Origin of the sequence: Streptomyces sp. SS1-1, assembly GCF_008973465.1 — a bacterium.
Classification (GTDB): domain Bacteria; phylum Actinomycetota; class Actinomycetes; order Streptomycetales; family Streptomycetaceae; genus Streptomyces.
Genome location: NZ_WBXN01000004.1, coordinates 5,169,861 through 5,187,392 on the forward strand (window position 1 = coordinate 5,169,861; position 17,532 = coordinate 5,187,392).

Consider the following 17,532-nt stretch of genomic DNA (forward strand, 5'->3'; position numbering starts at 1 on the left):
GTGTCGAGTACGGATGTGCGGGACAAAGCAGAGGACTCGGGACCCAGCGGCTACGCGGCGGCCCGGCTGCGCCTCCTCACCGAGGGGGCGCGGTCCGGGCCGCCGCGCCGCTCCGCCCTCGCCCAGCTCACCGACGAGTGGCTGACCGGCCTGTTCGCCGCGGGCGCCGAGGGGACGCGGGGCGTCGCCCTGGTCGCCGTCGGCGGCTACGGCCGCGGCGAGCTGTCCCCGCGCAGCGACCTGGACCTCCTGCTGCTGCACGACGGCGGGGACGGCACGGCGGTCGCCGCCCTCGCCGACCGGATCTGGTACCCGGTCTGGGACCTCGGGCTCGCCCTCGACCACTCCGTGCGCACCCCCGCCGAGGCCCGCAAGACCGCCGCCGACGACCTCAAGGTGCAGCTGGGCCTGCTGGACGCCCGGCACATCGCCGGCGACCTCGGCCTCACCACCGGACTGCGCACCGCCGTCCTCGCCGACTGGCGCAACCAGGCCGCCAAGCGGCTCCCCGAGCTCCAGGAGCTGTCCGCCGAGCGCGCCCAGCGCCAGGGCGAACTCCAGTACCTGCTGGAACCCGATCTCAAGGAGGCCCGCGGCGGGCTGCGGGACGCCACCATCCTGCGCGCCGTCGCCGCCTCCTGGCTGGCGGACGCCCCCCGCGAGGGCCTCGCCGACGCCCGGCGCCGCCTCCTCGACGTCCGGGACGCGCTGCACCTGGCCACCGGACGCGCCACCGACCGGCTCGCCCTCCAGGAGCAGGACCAGGTCGCCGCCGAACTCGGCCTGCTCGACGCCGACACCCTGCTGCGCCAGGTCTACGAGGCGGCCCGCGTCGTCTCGTACGCCAGCGACGTCACCTGGCGCGAGGTGAACCGTGTGCTGCGGGCCCGCGCGGTACGGCCCCGGCTGCGGGCCATGCTGGGCGGCGGCAAGCCCACCGCGGAACGCTCCCCGCTGGCCGAGGGCGTCGTCGAGCAGGACGGCGAGGTGGTGCTCGCCCGCGCCGCGCGCCCCGACCGCGACCCCGTGCTCCCGCTGCGCGCCGCGGCCGCCGCCGCCCAGGCCGGGCTCCCGCTCTCCCTGCACGCCGTCCGGCGCATGGCGACCGGCGTGCGCCCGCTGCCCACGCCCTGGCCCGCCGAGGCCCGCGAGCAGCTCGTCACCCTGCTGGGCTCGGGCCGGCCCACCGTCGAGGTGTGGGAGGCCCTGGAGGCAGAAGGGCTGATCACCCACTTCCTGCCCGACTGGGAGCGGGTGCGCTGCCGCCCGCAGCGCAACGCCGTCCACATCTGGACCGTCGACCGGCACCTCATCGAGACCGCCGTCCGCGCCTCCGAGTTCACCCGCCGCGTCCACCGCCCCGACCTGCTGCTCGTCGCCGCGCTGCTGCACGACATCGGCAAGGGCTGGCCCGGCGACCACTCGGTGGCCGGCGAGATCATCGTCAAGGACATGGCCGCCCGGATCGGCTTCGACCGCGACGACGTGGCGGTCCTCTCCACCCTCGTCCGCCACCACCTGCTGCTCGTCGAGACGGCCACCCGGCGCGACCTGGAGGACCCGGCGACCGTCCGCGCGGTCGCCGACGCCGTCGGCACGCCCGGCACGCTCGAACTCCTGCACGCCCTGACCGAGGCGGACGCCCTGGCCACCGGCCCCGCCGCCTGGTCGGCCTGGCGCGGCTCCCTCGTCGCCGACCTGGTCAAACGGGTCGGCGCGGTGCTCGCCGGGGACGTCCCGGACGAACCCGAGGCCGCCGCGCCCACCGCCGAGCAGGAACGACTCGCCCTCGAGGCGATCGCCGTCGGCAGCCCCGTCCTGGCCCTGCGCGCCCAGACCGAGCCCCCGTCCGAGGACGGACCCGCGGGCGACCCGGAACCGCTCGGCGTCGAACTCCTGATCGCCGTCCCCGACCAGCCGGGCGTGCTGCCCGCGGTCGCCGGCGTCCTCGCCATGCACCGGCTGACCGTGCGCACCGCCGAGCTGCGGGCCCTGGACCTGCCCGACGGCGTCGACGGCTCCGTCCTCCTGCTGAACTGGCGGGTCGCCGCCGAGTACGGCTCCCTGCCGCAGGCCACCCGGCTGCGCGCCGACCTGGTGCGCGCCCTGGACGGCTCCCTGGACATCGCCGGGCGGCTCGCCGAGCGGGACGCCGCCTATCCCCGCCGTCGGGGCGTCGTGGCGCCGCCACCCCGGGTCACCGTGCATCCGGCGGCGTCCCGGCTGGCCACCGTCATCGAGGTGCGCGCCCAGGACGCGCCCGGCCTGCTGTTCCGGATCGGCCGCGCGCTGGAGGACGCGAGCGTGCGGGTGCGCAGCGCGCACGTCAGCACCCTGGGCGCCAACGCCGTCGACGCGTTCTATGTCACAGGCCCCGAGGGCGCGCCCCTGCCCGGTGAGGAGGCCGTCTCCGTGGCCCGCAAGCTGGAGGAGACCCTGCGGGGCTGACCGGGGGATCCCGGCCACCTGTGTCGCCGGGATACCCTGGAGGGCGATTCCCAGCTGCCACCGACCCCGAGGACCGCGAGCGCCGTGTTCGATACTCTTTCCGATCGCCTCTCAGCGACGTTCAAGAACCTGCGTGGCAAGGGACGGCTCTCCGAAGCGGACATCGACGCCACCGCGCGCGAGATCCGTATCGCGCTCCTCGAAGCCGACGTGGCGCTGCCCGTCGTGCGGACGTTCATCAAGAACGTCAAGGAGCGCGCGCTCGGCGCCGAGGTCTCCAAGGCGCTGAACCCTGCCCAGCAGGTCCTGAAGATCGTCAACGACGAGCTCGTCACGATCCTGGGCGGCGAGACCCGCCGGCTGCGCTTCGCCAAGCAGCCGCCCACCGTGATCATGCTGGCCGGTCTGCAGGGTGCCGGTAAGACCACCCTCGCGGGCAAGCTCGGCCGCTGGCTGAAGGAGCAGGGCCACTCGCCGGTGCTGGTCGCCGCCGACCTCCAGCGCCCCAACGCCGTCAACCAGCTGAGCGTCGTCGCCGAGCGCGCCGGTGTCGCGGTCTACGCGCCCGAGCCGGGCAACGGCGTGGGCGACCCGGTGAAGGTCGCCAAGGACTCCATCGAGTTCGCGAAGACGAAGGTCCACGACATCGTGATCGTGGACACCGCCGGCCGCCTCGGCATCGACCAGGAGATGATGCAGCAGGCCGCGGACATCCGCGACGCCGTCTCCCCGGACGAGATCCTCTTCGTCGTCGACGCGATGATCGGCCAGGACGCGGTCAACACCGCCGAGGCCTTCCGCGACGGCGTCGGCTTCGACGGCGTGGTGCTCTCCAAGCTCGACGGTGACGCCCGCGGTGGTGCCGCCCTGTCGATCCGGCAGATCACCGGCAAGCCGATCATGTTCGCCTCCAACGGCGAGAAGCTCGACGACTTCGACGCCTTCCACCCTGACCGGATGGCCTCCCGCATCCTCGACATGGGTGACCTGCTCACCCTGATCGAGCAGGCGGAGAAGACGTTCAGCCAGGAAGAGGCCGAGAAGATGGCCTCCAAGCTGGCGTCCAAGAAGGGCCAGGACTTCACCCTGGACGACTTCCTGGCCCAGATGGAGCAGGTCCGGAAGATGGGCTCCATCTCCAAGCTGCTCGGCATGCTGCCCGGCATGGGCCAGATCAAGGACCAGATCAACAACCTGGACGAGCGGGACGTCGACCGCACCGCCGCGATCATCAAGTCGATGACCCCGGCCGAGCGCCAGGAACCGACGATCATCAACGGCTCCCGCCGCGCCCGTATCGCCAAGGGCTCCGGCGTCGAGGTCAGCGCCGTCAAGAACCTGGTCGAGCGGTTCTTCGAGGCCCGCAAGATGATGTCCCGCATGGCCCAGGGCGGCGGGATGCCCGGCATGCCGGGGATGCCGGGCATGGGCGGCGGCCCCGGCCGCACCAAGAAGCAGCCGAAGAAGGCCAAGGGCAAGCAGCGCTCCGGCAACCCGATGAAGCGCAAGCAGCAGGAGCAGGAGGAGGCCGCCCGGCGCGCCGCCGCCGCTCAGGGCGGCGGGGCCTTCGGGGTGCCCGGCCAGCAGCCCGCCAAGGACTTCGAGCTCCCGGACGAGTTCAAGAAGTTCATGGGCTGACCGCTCCCGTACGTCGCACAGGGCGTCCCTCCTCCGGAACTCCGGGAGGGGCGCCCTCTGCGCATGCCGAGGCCCGGCGACTGCCGTAACGTCCAGATATGAGCGATACGGCGCCACGACGGAAGGATCCGGACCAGCCGTGGCGCACCGAGGGCACACCGGAGGAGCCGCCCGTGCGGTCCGGCGGGCGCCGGATGCGCGGCCGCTGGTGGGGGCTGGCCGTCACCGTGGTGGTCGTGTTCCTGCTGGCCTACGTGGGCCTGAACTACCTCGACCGGGGCGACGAGCCGACGGTCTCGTACACCGAGTTCAGCCGCCAGGTCGAGGCCGACAACATCGCCAAGATCTACTCCAAGGGCGACGCCATCCAGGGCGAGCTCAAGAAGGCCAGGGACGCCCCCGGCGACGGCGGGAAGTTCACCAAGTTCCGCACCCAGCGCCCCGCGTTCGCCGAGGACGACCTCTGGCAGGAGCTGAACAGCCGCGGGGTCACCGTGACCGCGGAGCCGGTCGTCAAGGAGCGCAGCGCCCTCACCAACCTGCTGATCTCCCTCGCGCCGATCGTGATCATCGTCGCGGTGTGGATCTTCATCGCCCGGCGGTTCGGCCCGGGACGCGGCGGCGCCGGCGGCATGTTCGGGCGCAAGCCGCCGCCCAAACCGGTCGAGCTGCTGCCGGGCCGGCACCGCACCACCTTCGCGGACGTCGCGGGCATCGACGAGGTCAAGGGCGAACTGGACGACGTCGTCGACTTCCTGGAACACCCCGACGCCTACCGCGCGATGGGCGCGAAGATGCCGCGCGGCGTCCTCCTCGCGGGCTCGCCCGGCACCGGTAAGACCCTGCTCGCGCGGGCCGTGGCGGGCGAGGCCGGCGTGCCGTTCTTCTCCGCCTCCGCCTCCGAGTTCATCGAGATGATCGTCGGCGTCGGCGCCTCCCGCGTCCGGGAGCTGTTCGCCGAGGCCCGCAAGGTGGCACCGTCGATCATCTTCATCGACGAGATCGACACCATCGGCCGCGTCCGCAGCGGCGGGGCCTCGGTCAGCGGTCACGACGAGCGCGAGCAGACCCTGAACCAGATCCTCACCGAGATGGACGGCTTCACCGGCTCCGAGGGCGTCATCGTCATCGCGGCCACCAACCGCGCCGACATCCTCGACCCCGCGCTGACCCGGCCCGGCCGCTTCGACCGCGTCGTCAACGTCTCCCCGCCGGACCGCCGCGGCCGCGAGGCCATCCTGCGCATCCACACCCGCGACATCCCGCTCGCCGACGACGTGGACCTGACCCAGCTGGCCCGCACCACCCCCGGCATGACCGGCGCCGACCTGGCCAACCTCGCCAACGAGGGCGCGCTGCTCGCCGTCCGCAGGGGCCAGTCCCAGGTGACGGCCACGGACCTGTCCGAGGCGCTGGAGAAGGTGCAGCTCGGCGCCGAACGCACCCTCGTGATGCCCGAGGAGGACCGCCGGCGCACCGCCTACCACGAGAGCGGCCACGCCCTGCTCGGCATGCTCCAGCCCGGCGCCGACCCGGTCCGCAAGGTCACCATCGTGCCCCGCGGCCGGGCCCTCGGCGTCACCATGTCCACCCCGGAGGTGGAGCGATACGCGCACTCCGAGGCGTATCTGCGCGGCCGCATCATCGGCGCCCTGGGCGGCATGGCCGCCGAGGAGGAGGTCTACGGCGTCGTCACCACCGGCGCGGAGAACGACCTCGAACAGGTCACCGCCATCGCCCGCGGCATGGTCGCCCGCTGGGGCATGAGCGAACGCGTCGGCCGGCTGTCCGCCCTGCCCAGCGACGCCCAGCAGGCGTACGGGCTCTCCGCGGCCCCCCGCACCCTCGACGTCATCGACACCGAGATGCGCCGCATCGTCGACGACTGCTACGAGGAGGCCCGCCGCAAACTGCGCGAGCACCGCGGCCGGCTGGACGCCCTGGCGCAGGCCCTGCTGGAGCAGGAGACCCTGGAGGAGGCCGACGCCTACCGGGTCGCCGGCATCCCGCGGCTGGCGAAGGAGGAGACGGCGTAGGGGAGGGAGGTGGGCGAGTTCACGGCACGCGCGCGATGAGATACCGGAACACGTTCGGCATCCACACCGTCCCGTCCCGCCGCTGATGCGGATGCAGCGCCTCCGTCAGCTCCTTGTCGACCTGCACCTGGTCCGTCGCCGTGATCGCCGCGTCGAACAGCCCCGTCGACAGCAGCCCGCGCACGGCGCTGTCCACGTCCGCGTACCCGAACGGGCAGGCCACCCGGCCCGACCCGTCGATCCGCAGCCCCGCCCGCTGGGCGACCTCCTCCAGGTCGTCCCGCAGCGCCGGACGCCAACTGCCCGCGTTCCGCAGCGGATCGGCCAGCTTCGTGGCGACCCGCAGCACCGACGAGGTCGCACAGCGCTCGGGCGGCCCCCAGCCCGCCAGCACCACAGGCGCGCCCCGCCCCGCGAGCGGCGTCGCGGACGCCAGCAGACCGGCCGGCCCCTCCGCGTCGCCCGCCAGGCACCCGATGGGCTCGAAGGCGGTCACGACCGTGAAGGCCGGCGACCGCTCCTGCCTCGCGTCCGCCAGGGTGTCGACGAGCCGCGTGCCGCCACGCGCGCGTGCCTCCCCGCCCGCGGGTCCCGCGGGGAGCAGCCGCTGCCGCGCCAGGGCCAGCCGCTCGGGGGCGGAGGCCTCGACGCCGGTGACGGCCGCGCCTCTGGACGCCGCCATCAGCAGGGCGAGTCCGCTGCCGCAGCCCAGGCCCAGCAGCCTGCTGCCGGGACCCACCTCCAAGCGCTCGTAGACCGCCTCGTAGAGCGGGACCAGCATCCGCTCCTGGATCTCGGACCAGTCACGCGCGCGTGCACACGGGTCCACGCGAGGTGCCCGGCCCGCGCGAGGCAGACGCTGCCGCACGAGCGTAGGTGTCATGTAAAGCGCCCCAATCCGCCGAGAGTTGTCGCGATGCCCGCTTCCGTCGCCCCCGTGGCATGCGCTCGCGCTCCCCCCGTATGCCAGGTAACTCCGCGCCCGTCCCCGCGTCCAGGGGTCGCGGGGCCCTGCTTGTGGCTTCCCCGTGTCCGTGGCCAAAATTCACATTCCGGTAATCGGAGGCCGTACGATCCCGTCATGGTGAAGGCACCCGTACTCACGCCCCGCGCCGACGACTTCCCGCGCTGGTACCAGGATCTGGTCGCCAAGGCGGAGCTGGCCGACAACGGACCGGTGCGCGGCACCATGGTCATCCGGCCGTACGGCTACGGCCTGTGGGAGCGCATGCAGGCCGAGATGGACGCCCGCATCAAGGCGACCGGCACGCAGAACGCGTACTTCCCGGTGCTGATCCCGCAGTCCTCGCTGGCCCGGGAGGCCGACCACGTCGAGGGGTTCGCGCCCGAGCTCGCGGTGGTCACGCACGGTGGCGGCAAGGAGCTGGAGGAGCCCGCCGTGGTCCGCCCCACCTCCGAGATGATCGTCAACGAGTACTTCGCCAAGTGGGTGCAGAGCTACCGCGATCTGCCGCTGCTGATCAACCAGTGGGCGAACGTGGTGCGTTGGGAGCTGCGGCCGCGCCTGTTCCTGCGCACCACCGAGTTCCTGTGGCAGGAGGGCCACACCGCGCACGCCACCTACGAGGAGGCCCGCGACTTCGCCGCGCGCATCCACCGCGAGGTCTACGAGGACTTCATGGTGAACGTCCTCGCGATGGACGTGCTCCCCGGCCGCAAGACCACGAAGGAGCGCTTCGCCGGAGCCGTCAACACCCTGACGCTCGAAGGCATGATGGGCGACGGCAAGGCCCTCCAGATGGCCACCAGCCACGAGTTGGGCCAGAACTTCGCCAAGGCGTTCGACACGCGCTATCTCTCCGCCGACGGCCGGCAGGAACTGGTCTGGCAGACCTCCTGGGGCTCGACCACCCGCATGATCGGCGCGCTCGTCATGATGCACGGCGACGACGACGGCCTGCGCGTCCCGCCGCGGCTCGCGCAGACCCAGGTCGTCGTGGTCGCGGTGAAGGGCGACGAACGGGTTCTGGCCACGGTCCGGGAGACCGGCGCCCGTCTCGCCGCCGCCGGTCTGCGGGTCCAGGTCGACGACCGCACGGACACCCCCTTCGGCCGCCGGATCGTGGACTGGGAGCTCAAGGGCGTACCGGCCCGCGTCGAGGTCGGCCCCCGTGACCTGGAGAACGGCACGGCGATGCTGGCCCGGCGCATCCCCGGCGGCAAGGAGCCGATCGCGCTCGACGCGCTGCCGGCCCGGCTGCCCGCGCTCCTGGAGGAGGACCAGGCGCTGCTGCTCGCGCAGTCGCGTGAGCGCCGCGCCTCCCGCACGGCGGACGTGGCGAACGCCGAGGAGGCCGTCGAGGCGGTGGCGGGCGGCGGCTGGGCGCGTCTGCCGTGGGCCGCGCTCGGCCCGGAGGGCGAGGCCGCGCTCGCCGAGCACGCGGTGACCGTACGGTGTCTGGTCGCCGCGGACGGGTCGGTGCCGGACGCCGAGGACGCACCCGGTAACGTCGCGGTCGTCGCGCGCGCTTACTGAGATGACGCCGGGGGAGCGACAGCGACCGAAACGCCTCTTGCGCGCACGCCCATCACAGGGGTGACCGCGTCTGGACCCGGGCTACGCGCCGGGTCGTACGTCAGCCTACGCACCGGCTTGGTACGAGCTGTGAGCCTTTCTCCGCAGATCAGCGCACCCGCCCTCGTCGGTGCGCATCATTCCCGACTGACGGGTACGTGCAAATTATTTGGGATGCCCTGGAATCGGAACACAGCGGCACCCGCGCTCGTTGTCATTACGTGAGCACGACACAGACACCACCTGTTCTCGCCGCGGAGCTGGCGCAGGCGTGGGCCGACATTCAGCGGTACCACCCCGAGCTGCCGGATCTCGCCGCGCCAGAGTCCCTGATCGGGGAGTCGTCGTCCGCCTGCGGTCACGAACTCTCCTTCGAGCGACTGCTTCATGAGGCAGTCCATGGCATCGCCGCCGCGCGCGGCATCCGGGACACGTCCCGGGCCGGCCGCTACCACAACCGCCGATTCCTCACCATCGCCGAGGAGCTGGGCCTGGACCATCCCGAGGAGCCGCACCCGAGCAGCGGTTTCTCCCTGGTCACGCTCAACCCCGAGGCCAAGCGCCGGTACCGCCCGACCATCGAGCGCCTCCAGCGGGCGCTGAAGGCCCATATGGCGGCGACCTCCTCGGACACCGGCAGGACCTTCCGGGGCCCGGCCGCCCGGCACGGCTCCTCCGGAGGCGGCGTCCGCGTCAAGGCGGTCTGCGACTGCGGCCGCAACGTCCGCGTCGTCCCCTCGGTCCTCGCCCAGGCCCCCATCGTGTGCGGCGGCTGCGGCAAGCCGTTCCGCATCCCGGAGGTCATGGGAGCGGCGTGACGCGCTCGCACGGCGTCCGGCACCGGCATCTCGTGGCTGCCGGTCAGGGACGCGGGGCGAGGCGGGTGCCGTCGTGACCCGTCCGGCCGTGCCGTCGAGGCGGCGCGGCCGGACGCGGACGGCGCCCCGTGGCGTCGGGCTGCCCGTGGCCGATGCTCACGGCACCCGGTCCGCCGGGTGCCCCATCGGCATGCCCGCGCACGGCCGCCGACCGCGGCCGGGAGCGACCCGCCGGGTGTGGCACAATGGCTAGCTGTACTCGACAGCCGCACAGGACCCCTCTCTCCTCCGGCTGACGCGTCCATCGGGCACTCGGGTACCGCAACCCCACGCGGCAGTCCTGCCGTGCCCAACCACGTCAAATCCAGGAGAACCCACTCCAGTGGCAGTCAAGATCAAGCTGAAGCGTCTGGGCAAGATCCGTTCGCCTCACTACCGCATCGTCGTCGCCGACTCCCGCACCCGTCGTGACGGCCGTGCGATCGAGGAGATCGGCAAGTACCACCCGACCTACAACCCGTCGGTCATCGAGGTGGACGCCGAGCGCGTGGCGTACTGGCTGGGTGTCGGCGCGCAGCCGACCGAGCCCGTCCTCGCCATCCTGAAGAAGACCGGCGACTGGCAGAAGTTCAAGGGCGAGCCCGCCCCGGCTCCGCTGCTGACCGCCGAGCCGAAGAAGGCGCGCCCGTCGTTCGAGGCCCTCGGTGGCGACGACGAGGGCAAGGGTGAGGCCATCACCCAGAAGAAGAAGGCGGAGAAGAAGGACGAGGCCGCGGCCGAGTCCGAGTCGGCCGAGGCCTGAGCATGCTCGAGGAGGCTCTCGAGCACCTCGTGAAGGGCATCGTCGACAACCCTGACGATGTGCAGGTCGCCTCGCGCAACCTGCGCCGCGGGCGTGTGCTGGAGGTCCGGGTCCACCCCGACGACCTCGGCAAGGTGATCGGCCGCAACGGCCGCACCGCACGCGCTCTGCGCACCGTCGTGGGCGCCATCGGCGGCCGCGGTGTCCGCGTCGACCTCGTCGACGTGGACCACGTCCGCTGACGCCGAACACAGCACCGGCTCGGGCCGGGGAGGGCCACTCGGCCGTCCCCGGCCCGTGGTCGTTCTACGCAGTCATGCCGCAGGCACACGACAGGAGATTGGACACGTGCAGCTGGTAGTCGGACGGATCGGCCGGGCCCACGGCATCAAGGGCGAGGTCACCGTCGAGGTACGCACCGACGAGCCCGAGCTGCGGCTCGCCCCCGGAGCCGTGCTCGCCACCGATCCCGCCTCCACGGGACCCCTCACCATCGAGAGCGGCCGCGTCCACAGCGGACGCCTCCTGCTGCGCTTCGAGGGCGTACGCGACCGCACCGGCGCCGAGGCCCTGCGCAACACCCTCCTGATCGCGGACGTCGACCCCGACGAGCTGCCCGAGGAGGAGGACGAGTACTACGACCACCAGCTCATGGACCTGGACGTGGTCACCGCGGACGGCGTCGAGGTCGGCCGCATCACCGAGATCTCGCACCTGCCCACCCAGGACCTCTTCATCGTCGAACGGCCCGACGGGAGCGAGGTGATGATCCCCTTCGTCTCCGAGATCGTCACCGAGATCGACCTGGAGGAGCAGCGGGCCGTCATCACCCCGCCGCCCGGCCTCATCGACGACCGGGCGGAGATCGCCTCGTCCCGCGACGCGGAGGCCGAGAGCTGATGCGGCTCGACGTCGTCACGATCTTCCCCGAATACCTCGACCCCCTGAACGTCTCCCTCGTCGGCAAGGCCCGCGCGCGCGGACAGCTGAACGTCCAGGTGCACGACCTGCGGGCGTGGACGTACGACCGCCACAACACCGTCGACGACACCCCGTACGGCGGCGGCCCCGGCATGGTCATGAAGACCGAGCCCTGGGGCGACGCGCTCGACTCCGTCCTGGCCGACGGCTACGAGGGCGGCGCCGGCGAGCCCACCCTGATCGTGCCCACCCCCAGCGGGCGGCCCTTCACCCAGGAACTCGCCGTCGAACTGTCCGAGCGGCCCTGGCTGATCTTCACCCCGGCCCGCTACGAGGGCATCGACCGCCGCGTCATCGACGAGTACGGCACCCGGATGCCCGTGCACGAGGTGTCCATCGGCGACTACGTCCTCGCCGGCGGCGAGGCGGCCGTCCTCGTCGTCACCGAGGCCGTGGCCCGGCTGCTGCCCGGCGTCCTCGGCAACGCCGAGTCGCACCGCGACGACTCCTTCGCGCCCGGCGCCATGGTGAGCCTGCTGGAGGGCCCCGTCTACACCAAGCCGCCCGAGTGGCGCGGCCGGGACATTCCGGAGGTACTGCTCAGCGGCCACCACGGGAAGATCGCCCGCTGGCGCCGCGACGAGGCGCTGCGGCGCACCACCGCGAACCGGCCCGACCTGATCGAACGCTGCGCGCCCGCCGCCTTCGACAAGAAGGACCGCGAGATGCTCTCCATCCTGGGCTGGACGCCCGACCCGGAGGGCGAGCGGTTCGGCCGATTTTGGCGCAGGACCGAGGCCGTGGAAGAATAGTCCGCTGTTGTGCGCCGTCCGGCGTGCGCCCCTGCCACAGGGGGACACGACGCCCGCCCCGACGGGCACAGCACTCTCATCTCGAACACCTAGTTCCGTTGATGACCTGTGGCATCAGCGAAGAAAGCAGACGAAATGTCTCACCTGCTCGACTCCGTCGACGCCGCGTCGCTGCGCAGCGACGTCCCGGCCTTCCGCCCCGGCGACACCGTCAACGTCCACGTGCGCGTCATCGAGGGCAACCGCTCCCGTGTGCAGCAGTTCAAGGGCGTGGTGATCCGCCGCCAGGGTGCCGGCGTGCGCGAGACCTTCACGGTCCGCAAGGTCTCCTTCTCCGTCGGCGTCGAGCGCACCTTCCCGGTGCACACCCCGATCGTGGAGAAGATCGAGCTCGTCACCCGCGGTGACGTGCGTCGCGCCAAGCTGTACTACCTGCGCGAGCTGCGCGGCAAGGCCGCGAAGATCAAGGAGAAGCGCGAGAACTGAGCGCTTCCGGGGGCTCGCCCCCGAGGGGTCCGCGGCGGGGCCGGATAGCATCTGGCCTCGATGGACACCGAAGCACAGCACACGGAGCGCGACCGCTCCTCCCGCCCTTCCGGCACCGGGTACGCCCCGGACCCGGAGGGCCGGGAGGGACGGTCGCGTTCCGCGTTGGCGGGCCGGATCACCGCCCGCCTCCCCGGCGGCCGGTACAGCCTGACCCTGCTGCTGGTCCTCGTCGGCGTCCTGCTGCTCAACCTGTTCGTCGCGCGGCCGTTCGAGATCCCGAGCGGATCCATGGAGCCCGCATTGAGGATCGGCGACCGCGTCCTCGTAAATAAGTTGGCGTACCGTTTCGATGCCGGGCCGCGGCGCGGCGATGTCGTCGTGTTCGACGGAACCGGGTATTTCGGGGACGCCGACTACGTCAAACGCGTTGTGGGTGTGGGGGGAGACCACGTGGTCTGCTGTGACAAGGAGGGGAGGATCCAGGTGAACGGCCGCCCGGTCGACGAATCGGCCTTCGTGCACCCCGGCGACCGCCCGTCCGCCGTGCGGTTCGACGTCGTCGTCCCCGACGGCAGGCTCTTCGTCCTCGGCGACCACCGCGGCGCCTCCAGCGACTCCCGCGACCACCTGGGCTCACCCGGCGGCGGCATGATCCCCCTCGACGCCGTCATCGGCCGCGCCGAGGCCGTCGTCTGGCCCGCCGCCCACTGGACCCGACTGCACCGTCCGGACGCCTACGCGCGCGTGCCCGCCCCGGACGGCGCCCATGGGTAACCGCGGCAAACCGCGCGGCGTGCCCAGCAGCGCCGCCGACAATCTGCTCCCCACCGGCTCCCGGCGCGCCTCCGGCCCCACGGGCGGCCGCAGCCGCGCCGAGCGGCGCAAGCTCCAGCGCAAGGTCAAACGGCGCCGCAGGCGCTCGGCGATCAAGGAGATACCCCTCCTCGTCGGCGTCGCCGTGCTGATAGCGCTCGTCCTCAAGACCTTCCTCGTCCAGGCCTTCGTGATCCCGTCCGGCTCCATGGAGCAGACGATCCAGGTCGGCGACCGCGTCCTCGTCGACAAGCTGACTCCCTGGTTCGGCAACAAGCCCGAGCGCGGTGACGTCGTCGTCTTCAAGGACCCCGGCGGCTGGCTCCAGGACGAGCAGACGACGGTGAAGAAGGACGACCCCGTCGTCGTCAAGCAGGTCAAGGAGGCCCTCACCTTCATCGGCCTGCTGCCCTCCGACGACGAGAAGGACCTGATCAAACGGGTCGTGGGCGTCGGCGGCGACCGCGTCAAGTGCTGCGACGCCCAGGGCCGGGTCACCGTCAACGGCGTTCCCCTGAACGAGGACTATCTGTACCCGGGCAACACCCCGTCCAAGACCCAGTTCGACATCACCGTCCCCCAGGGCCGGCTGTGGGTCATGGGCGACCACCGGGCGAACTCGGCCGACTCCCGCGCCCACCAGGACCAGGAGTACGGCGGCACGGTCTCCGAGGACGAGGTCGTCGGACGCGCGAAGTGGATCGCCTGGCCTCTCGGGCACTGGACCAGTCTGGACGAGCCGAACACCTACGCCTCCGTGGCCGACTCGGCGCCCGGGTCGACCGCGTCCGTCCCGCTGTCGCATAGGGTTGCCCCGGACGATTCGAACGGAACGCTCCAGCTCCCGAGCCCTGCGGAACTCCCGCTCGTTATGGGAGTGGTGGGCCTGCGCCGCGCATGGGGCAGGCAGCGGCACAGAGTAAGGAGTTGGCGTGGGGGATGTGGCGGTTGGCGCACGGTCCGGGCACGACGGCGAGGAGCACCGCGGACACCCCGTGGGCGCGGCCGACCCGGCGGCGGACGGCGCCGTGACCTCCGGGAATGAGCCCGGATCCGGCGATGACGGCGGACGGTCGGGCGGCGAGCCCCCGACCGGCGGCCAGGGGTCGGGCGGGGCCGCCCCCGAGAAGAAGCAGCGCTCCTTCTGGAAGGAGCTGCCGATCCTGATCGGGATCGCGCTCGTCCTGGCGCTGCTGATCAAGACGTTCCTGGTGCAGGCGTTCTCGATCCCCTCCGACTCGATGCAGAACACCCTCCAGCAGGGTGACCGCGTCCTCGTCGACAAGCTCACCCCGTGGTTCGGCTCCGAGCCGGAGCGCGGCGAGGTCGTCGTCTTCCACGACCCCGACCAGTGGCTCGCGGGCGAGCCCACCCCCGACCCGAACGCCCTGCAGACCTTCCTCAGCTGGATCGGCCTGATGCCGTCCTCCGAGGAGAAGGACCTGATCAAGCGTGTGATCGGCGTCGGTGGCGACACCGTCGAGTGCAAGGGCACGGGCCCGCTGACGGTCAACGGCAAGGCGCTGAACGAGCCCTACGTCTACCCGGGCAACACCCCGTGCAGCCAGGACGACCAGGGCGGCCAGTTCAAGGTGAAGGTCCCCGAGGGCTTCATCTGGGTGATGGGCGACCACCGGCAGAACTCCCGGGACTCGCGCTACAACCAGTCCGACAAGAACCACGGCATGGTCCCCGTCGACAAGGTCGTCGGCCGTGCCGTCGTGATCGCGTGGCCGGTCGGCCGCTGGAGCACCCTGCCGGTTCCGGACACCTTCGACCAGGACCTCAGCACGCGGTCCGCGGCCCTGACGGTCGCCCCGCCGAGCCTCGCGCTGGCCGGCGCGGTGCCGCTGGTGCTGTGGCGCCGGCAGCGGGTCAGGGCCGAGCGGACGCGCTGAGCGGCCGGGACACCGTGGACGGGACCGGCCCGGGCAGCCGCACCGGGCCCGCCGCGGAGTACGGCATCAGCCGTTCCGTTTCGCACCCGCACCTGGGGAAAGCTTTGCCGAGCGGCCGGTCCGCGGTCTCCTGAGGGGCTGCCCGGCGTCGGTACCGCCGGGTAGGGTGCGGGTCCATGGGTGGCGAGAGCACGATACGTACGGCGCCGCGTTCCGGCGCGAGCAAGGGCCCGGCGGGCAGCCGGACCGGACAGGTGCTGTCCGGGCTGGCCGTGGCGCTGGGTCTGCTGCTGTTCCTGGGCGGCTTCGCCTGGGGAGCGGTCGTGTACCGGCCGTACACCGTCCCCACCAGCTCTATGGCGCCCACGATCGGCGCCGGCGCCCGGGTGCTCGCCCAGCGCGTCGACGGCGGCGACGTCCACCGCGGTGACGTCGTCGTCTTCACGGACAAGACCTGGGTGACCAACGCGCCCGTCGTCAAGCGCGTCGTCGCGGTCGGCGGCGACACCGTCGCCTGCTGCACCGACGGCAAGCTGACCGTCAACGGCAAGCGGATCGACGAGCCCTACCTGGCCGACGACGGCCTCGCCGAGCTCCAGGGCTTCCCGAGCGTGAAGGTCCCCAAGGGCCGGATCTTCCTCCTCGGCGACGAGCGCAGCGGCTCCCTCGACTCCACCGCCCACCTCACGGACGCCGCCAGCGGCACCGTCGCCCGCAGTGCCGTCTCGGCCCGTGTGGAGGCCGTCGTGTGGCCCATGAACGGCATGCTGGAGCAGGCGACCGGCTTCGAGAAGCTCGGCCCGCTGTCGCCGCAGGGGCCGCTGCGCACGCAGGGCCTCATGATCCTCGCCGGAGCCGTGCTGGTCCTCGGCGGCGGGGCGTACGGCCCGATCGCCAAGCGCCTCGGGGGCCGCAACCGCAAGCCGGAGCCCGCCCGTGCCGGCTGAGACCGACAGCCCGCACCAGAACGGGGTCGACGGCCCGCCCGAGGACGGGGTGCGCAGGGTCGCCCGCGTCGTGCTGCTCGACCCCGAGGACCGCATCCTGCTGCTGCACGGCCATGAGCCGGAAGACCCCGCCGACGACTGGTGGTTCACGCCCGGCGGGGGAGTCGAGGGCGACGAGACGCGCGAAGAGGCCGCTCTGCGGGAACTCGCCGAGGAGACCGGCATCACGGACGTCGATCTCGGCCCCGTGCTGTGGCGGCGCCGGTGCTCGTTCCCGTTCGCGGGCCGCCGCTGGGACCAGGACGAGTGGTACTTCCTGGCCCGTACGACCCAGACGGCGGTCAGGGCCCTGGCCCTCACCGAGCTGGAGCGGCGCAGCGTCGCCGGAGCACGCTGGTGGACGTGTCCGGAACTCGCCCGGGCGCATGAGACGGTGTATCCGACCAGACTCGCCGAGCTGCTGCGGAGGCTGCTCGACGAAGGTCCCCCGGCCGGGCCCGTGACCCTCGACACCGAAATCGTCTAGGGGCCTGCGGGACTGGCGCACAATGGGGGGATCGCACGGCTGAAGGGGAACATGCCATGAGCGCCGAGGACCTCGAGAAGTACGAGACCGAGATGGAGCTGAAGCTCTATCGGGAGTACCGCGATGTCGTCGGTCTGTTCAAGTACGTGATCGAGACCGAGCGGCGCTTCTACCTGACCAACGACTACGAAATGCAGGTGCACTCGGTCCAGGGTGAGGTGTTCTTCGAGGTGTCCATGGCGGACGCCTGGGTCTGGGACATGTACCGGCCGGCCCGGTTCGTGAAGCAGGTGCGCGTCCTGACGTTCAAGGACGTGAACATCGAGGAGCTGAACAAGAGCGACCTCGAACTGCCCAGCAGCTGAGGCCGGGGCTGAGGTTCACCCGCACGGGTGAGCGAGTTTTCCACAGCCCCGTAGTCGTCCACCAAGATCCAACAACGTCCTGAGACGGGCTCATCGTTGGCGCCGGAGGTGGTGCCGACATGAACGCACGCAGGGCACTCGGCAGGTACGGCGAGGATCTGGCCGCGAGGCGGCTGACCCAGGCCGGGATGACGGTTCTCGGGCGCAACTGGCGCTGTGGCAGGACCGGAGAGATCGACATCGTCGCCCGCGACGGCGACGTCCTCGTCGTCTGTGAGGTGAAGACCCGCAGGGCCGGCGGCTTCGAACATCCGATGGCCGCCGTGGGCCCCGACAAGGCGCGGCGTCTGCGCGGCCTCGCCGAGCGCTGGATCCACGCGCACGGCGGAGCCCCGCCCGGAGGCGTCCGGATCGACCTGGTCGGCATCGTCCTGCCCGACCGGGGCGCCCCCGTCGTCGAGCACGCGCGAGGGGTGGCCTGAC

Annotated in this window: 18 protein-coding genes; 17 read left to right on the top strand and 1 reads right to left on the bottom strand. The window is 72.1% G+C overall.

The features are described 5' to 3' along the window. From F8R89_RS25240 to ftsH, 3 genes are all read left to right on the top strand, one after another. Positions 1–2,448 (top strand): [protein-PII] uridylyltransferase, encoded by a 2,448-nt coding sequence (locus F8R89_RS25240; protein WP_151786080.1) that lies wholly within the window; start codon positions 1–3, stop codon positions 2,446–2,448. Between the two features lie 84 nt (positions 2,449–2,532). Next, positions 2,533–4,086 (top strand): signal recognition particle protein, encoded by a 1,554-nt coding sequence (ffh, locus tag F8R89_RS25245; protein ID WP_151786081.1) that lies wholly within the window; start codon positions 2,533–2,535, stop codon positions 4,084–4,086. A 98-nt stretch (positions 4,087–4,184) separates the two neighbouring features. Then, on the top strand, positions 4,185–6,122 hold the full coding sequence (gene ftsH, locus F8R89_RS25250; RefSeq protein ID WP_151786082.1) for an ATP-dependent zinc metalloprotease FtsH: 1,938 nt from the start codon (positions 4,185–4,187) through the stop codon (positions 6,120–6,122). A gap of 19 nt (positions 6,123–6,141) precedes the next feature. On the opposite strand, the gene F8R89_RS25255 is transcribed toward ftsH, so the two are convergent. After that, positions 6,142–7,005, bottom strand: coding sequence for a class I SAM-dependent methyltransferase (locus F8R89_RS25255; protein ID WP_151786083.1), 864 nt, complete (start codon positions 7,003–7,005; stop codon positions 6,142–6,144). A 198-nt stretch (positions 7,006–7,203) separates the two neighbouring features. On the opposite strand from F8R89_RS25255, the gene proS reads away from it, so the two are divergent. The 14 genes from proS (at position 7,204) to F8R89_RS25325 (ending at position 17,531) form a co-directional block, all read left to right on the top strand. After that, entirely contained in the window at positions 7,204–8,619 is a 1,416-nt protein-coding gene (gene proS, locus F8R89_RS25260) for a proline--tRNA ligase (RefSeq protein WP_151786084.1), read from the top strand. 260 nt (positions 8,620–8,879) lie between these two features. Beyond that, positions 8,880–9,476, top strand: coding sequence for a hypothetical protein (locus F8R89_RS25265; protein WP_086870333.1), 597 nt, complete (start codon positions 8,880–8,882; stop codon positions 9,474–9,476). 382 nt (positions 9,477–9,858) lie between these two features. Then, positions 9,859–10,278 (top strand): 30S ribosomal protein S16, encoded by a 420-nt coding sequence (gene rpsP, locus F8R89_RS25270; protein ID WP_151786085.1) that lies wholly within the window; start codon positions 9,859–9,861, stop codon positions 10,276–10,278. A 2-nt stretch (positions 10,279–10,280) separates the two neighbouring features. Continuing rightward, on the top strand, positions 10,281–10,520 hold the full coding sequence (locus tag F8R89_RS25275) for an RNA-binding protein (RefSeq protein WP_003973401.1): 240 nt from the start codon (positions 10,281–10,283) through the stop codon (positions 10,518–10,520). A 106-nt stretch (positions 10,521–10,626) separates the two neighbouring features. Further along, complete coding sequence (gene rimM, locus F8R89_RS25280) at positions 10,627–11,178, top strand: ribosome maturation factor RimM (protein WP_151786086.1); 552 nt, start codon at positions 10,627–10,629, stop codon at positions 11,176–11,178. Then, positions 11,178–12,011 (top strand): tRNA (guanosine(37)-N1)-methyltransferase TrmD, encoded by an 834-nt coding sequence (gene trmD, locus F8R89_RS25285; protein ID WP_151786087.1) that lies wholly within the window; start codon positions 11,178–11,180, stop codon positions 12,009–12,011. The genes rimM and trmD overlap by 1 nt, the downstream gene beginning before the upstream one ends. Positions 12,012–12,146: 135 nt before the next feature. After that, on the top strand, positions 12,147–12,497 hold the full coding sequence (gene rplS, locus F8R89_RS25290; RefSeq protein WP_151786088.1) for a 50S ribosomal protein L19: 351 nt from the start codon (positions 12,147–12,149) through the stop codon (positions 12,495–12,497). Positions 12,498–12,557: 60 nt separating this feature from the next. Beyond that, complete coding sequence (lepB, locus tag F8R89_RS25295) at positions 12,558–13,274, top strand: signal peptidase I (RefSeq protein ID WP_151786089.1); 717 nt, start codon at positions 12,558–12,560, stop codon at positions 13,272–13,274. After that, positions 13,267–14,358 carry a signal peptidase I gene (lepB, locus tag F8R89_RS25300; RefSeq protein WP_151786090.1) on the top strand — a complete coding sequence of 364 codons (1,092 nt, stop codon included), beginning with the start codon at positions 13,267–13,269 and terminating at the stop codon, positions 14,356–14,358. Before lepB (F8R89_RS25295) ends, lepB (F8R89_RS25300) begins: the two co-directional genes overlap by 8 nt. Then, on the top strand, positions 14,246–15,211 hold the full coding sequence (gene lepB / locus F8R89_RS25305; protein ID WP_151786091.1) for a signal peptidase I: 966 nt from the start codon (positions 14,246–14,248) through the stop codon (positions 15,209–15,211). Before lepB (F8R89_RS25300) ends, lepB (F8R89_RS25305) begins: the two co-directional genes overlap by 113 nt. A 176-nt stretch (positions 15,212–15,387) precedes the next feature. Continuing rightward, positions 15,388–16,158 carry a signal peptidase I gene (lepB, locus tag F8R89_RS25310; protein WP_151786092.1) on the top strand — a complete coding sequence of 257 codons (771 nt, stop codon included), beginning with the start codon at positions 15,388–15,390 and terminating at the stop codon, positions 16,156–16,158. After that, positions 16,148–16,684, top strand: a complete 537-nt coding sequence (locus tag F8R89_RS25315) for an NUDIX hydrolase (RefSeq protein ID WP_151786093.1) — start codon at positions 16,148–16,150, stop codon at positions 16,682–16,684. Before lepB (F8R89_RS25310) ends, F8R89_RS25315 begins: the two co-directional genes overlap by 11 nt. 56 nt (positions 16,685–16,740) lie before the next feature. Further along, on the top strand, positions 16,741–17,049 hold the full coding sequence (locus tag F8R89_RS25320; RefSeq protein WP_055510545.1) for a DUF2469 domain-containing protein: 309 nt from the start codon (positions 16,741–16,743) through the stop codon (positions 17,047–17,049). A gap of 119 nt (positions 17,050–17,168) precedes the next feature. Further along, positions 17,169–17,531: a YraN family protein gene (locus F8R89_RS25325; RefSeq protein WP_151786094.1), complete on the top strand. Its 363-nt coding sequence runs from the start codon at positions 17,169–17,171 to the stop codon at positions 17,529–17,531. Position 17,532: the final 1 nt, after the last annotated feature.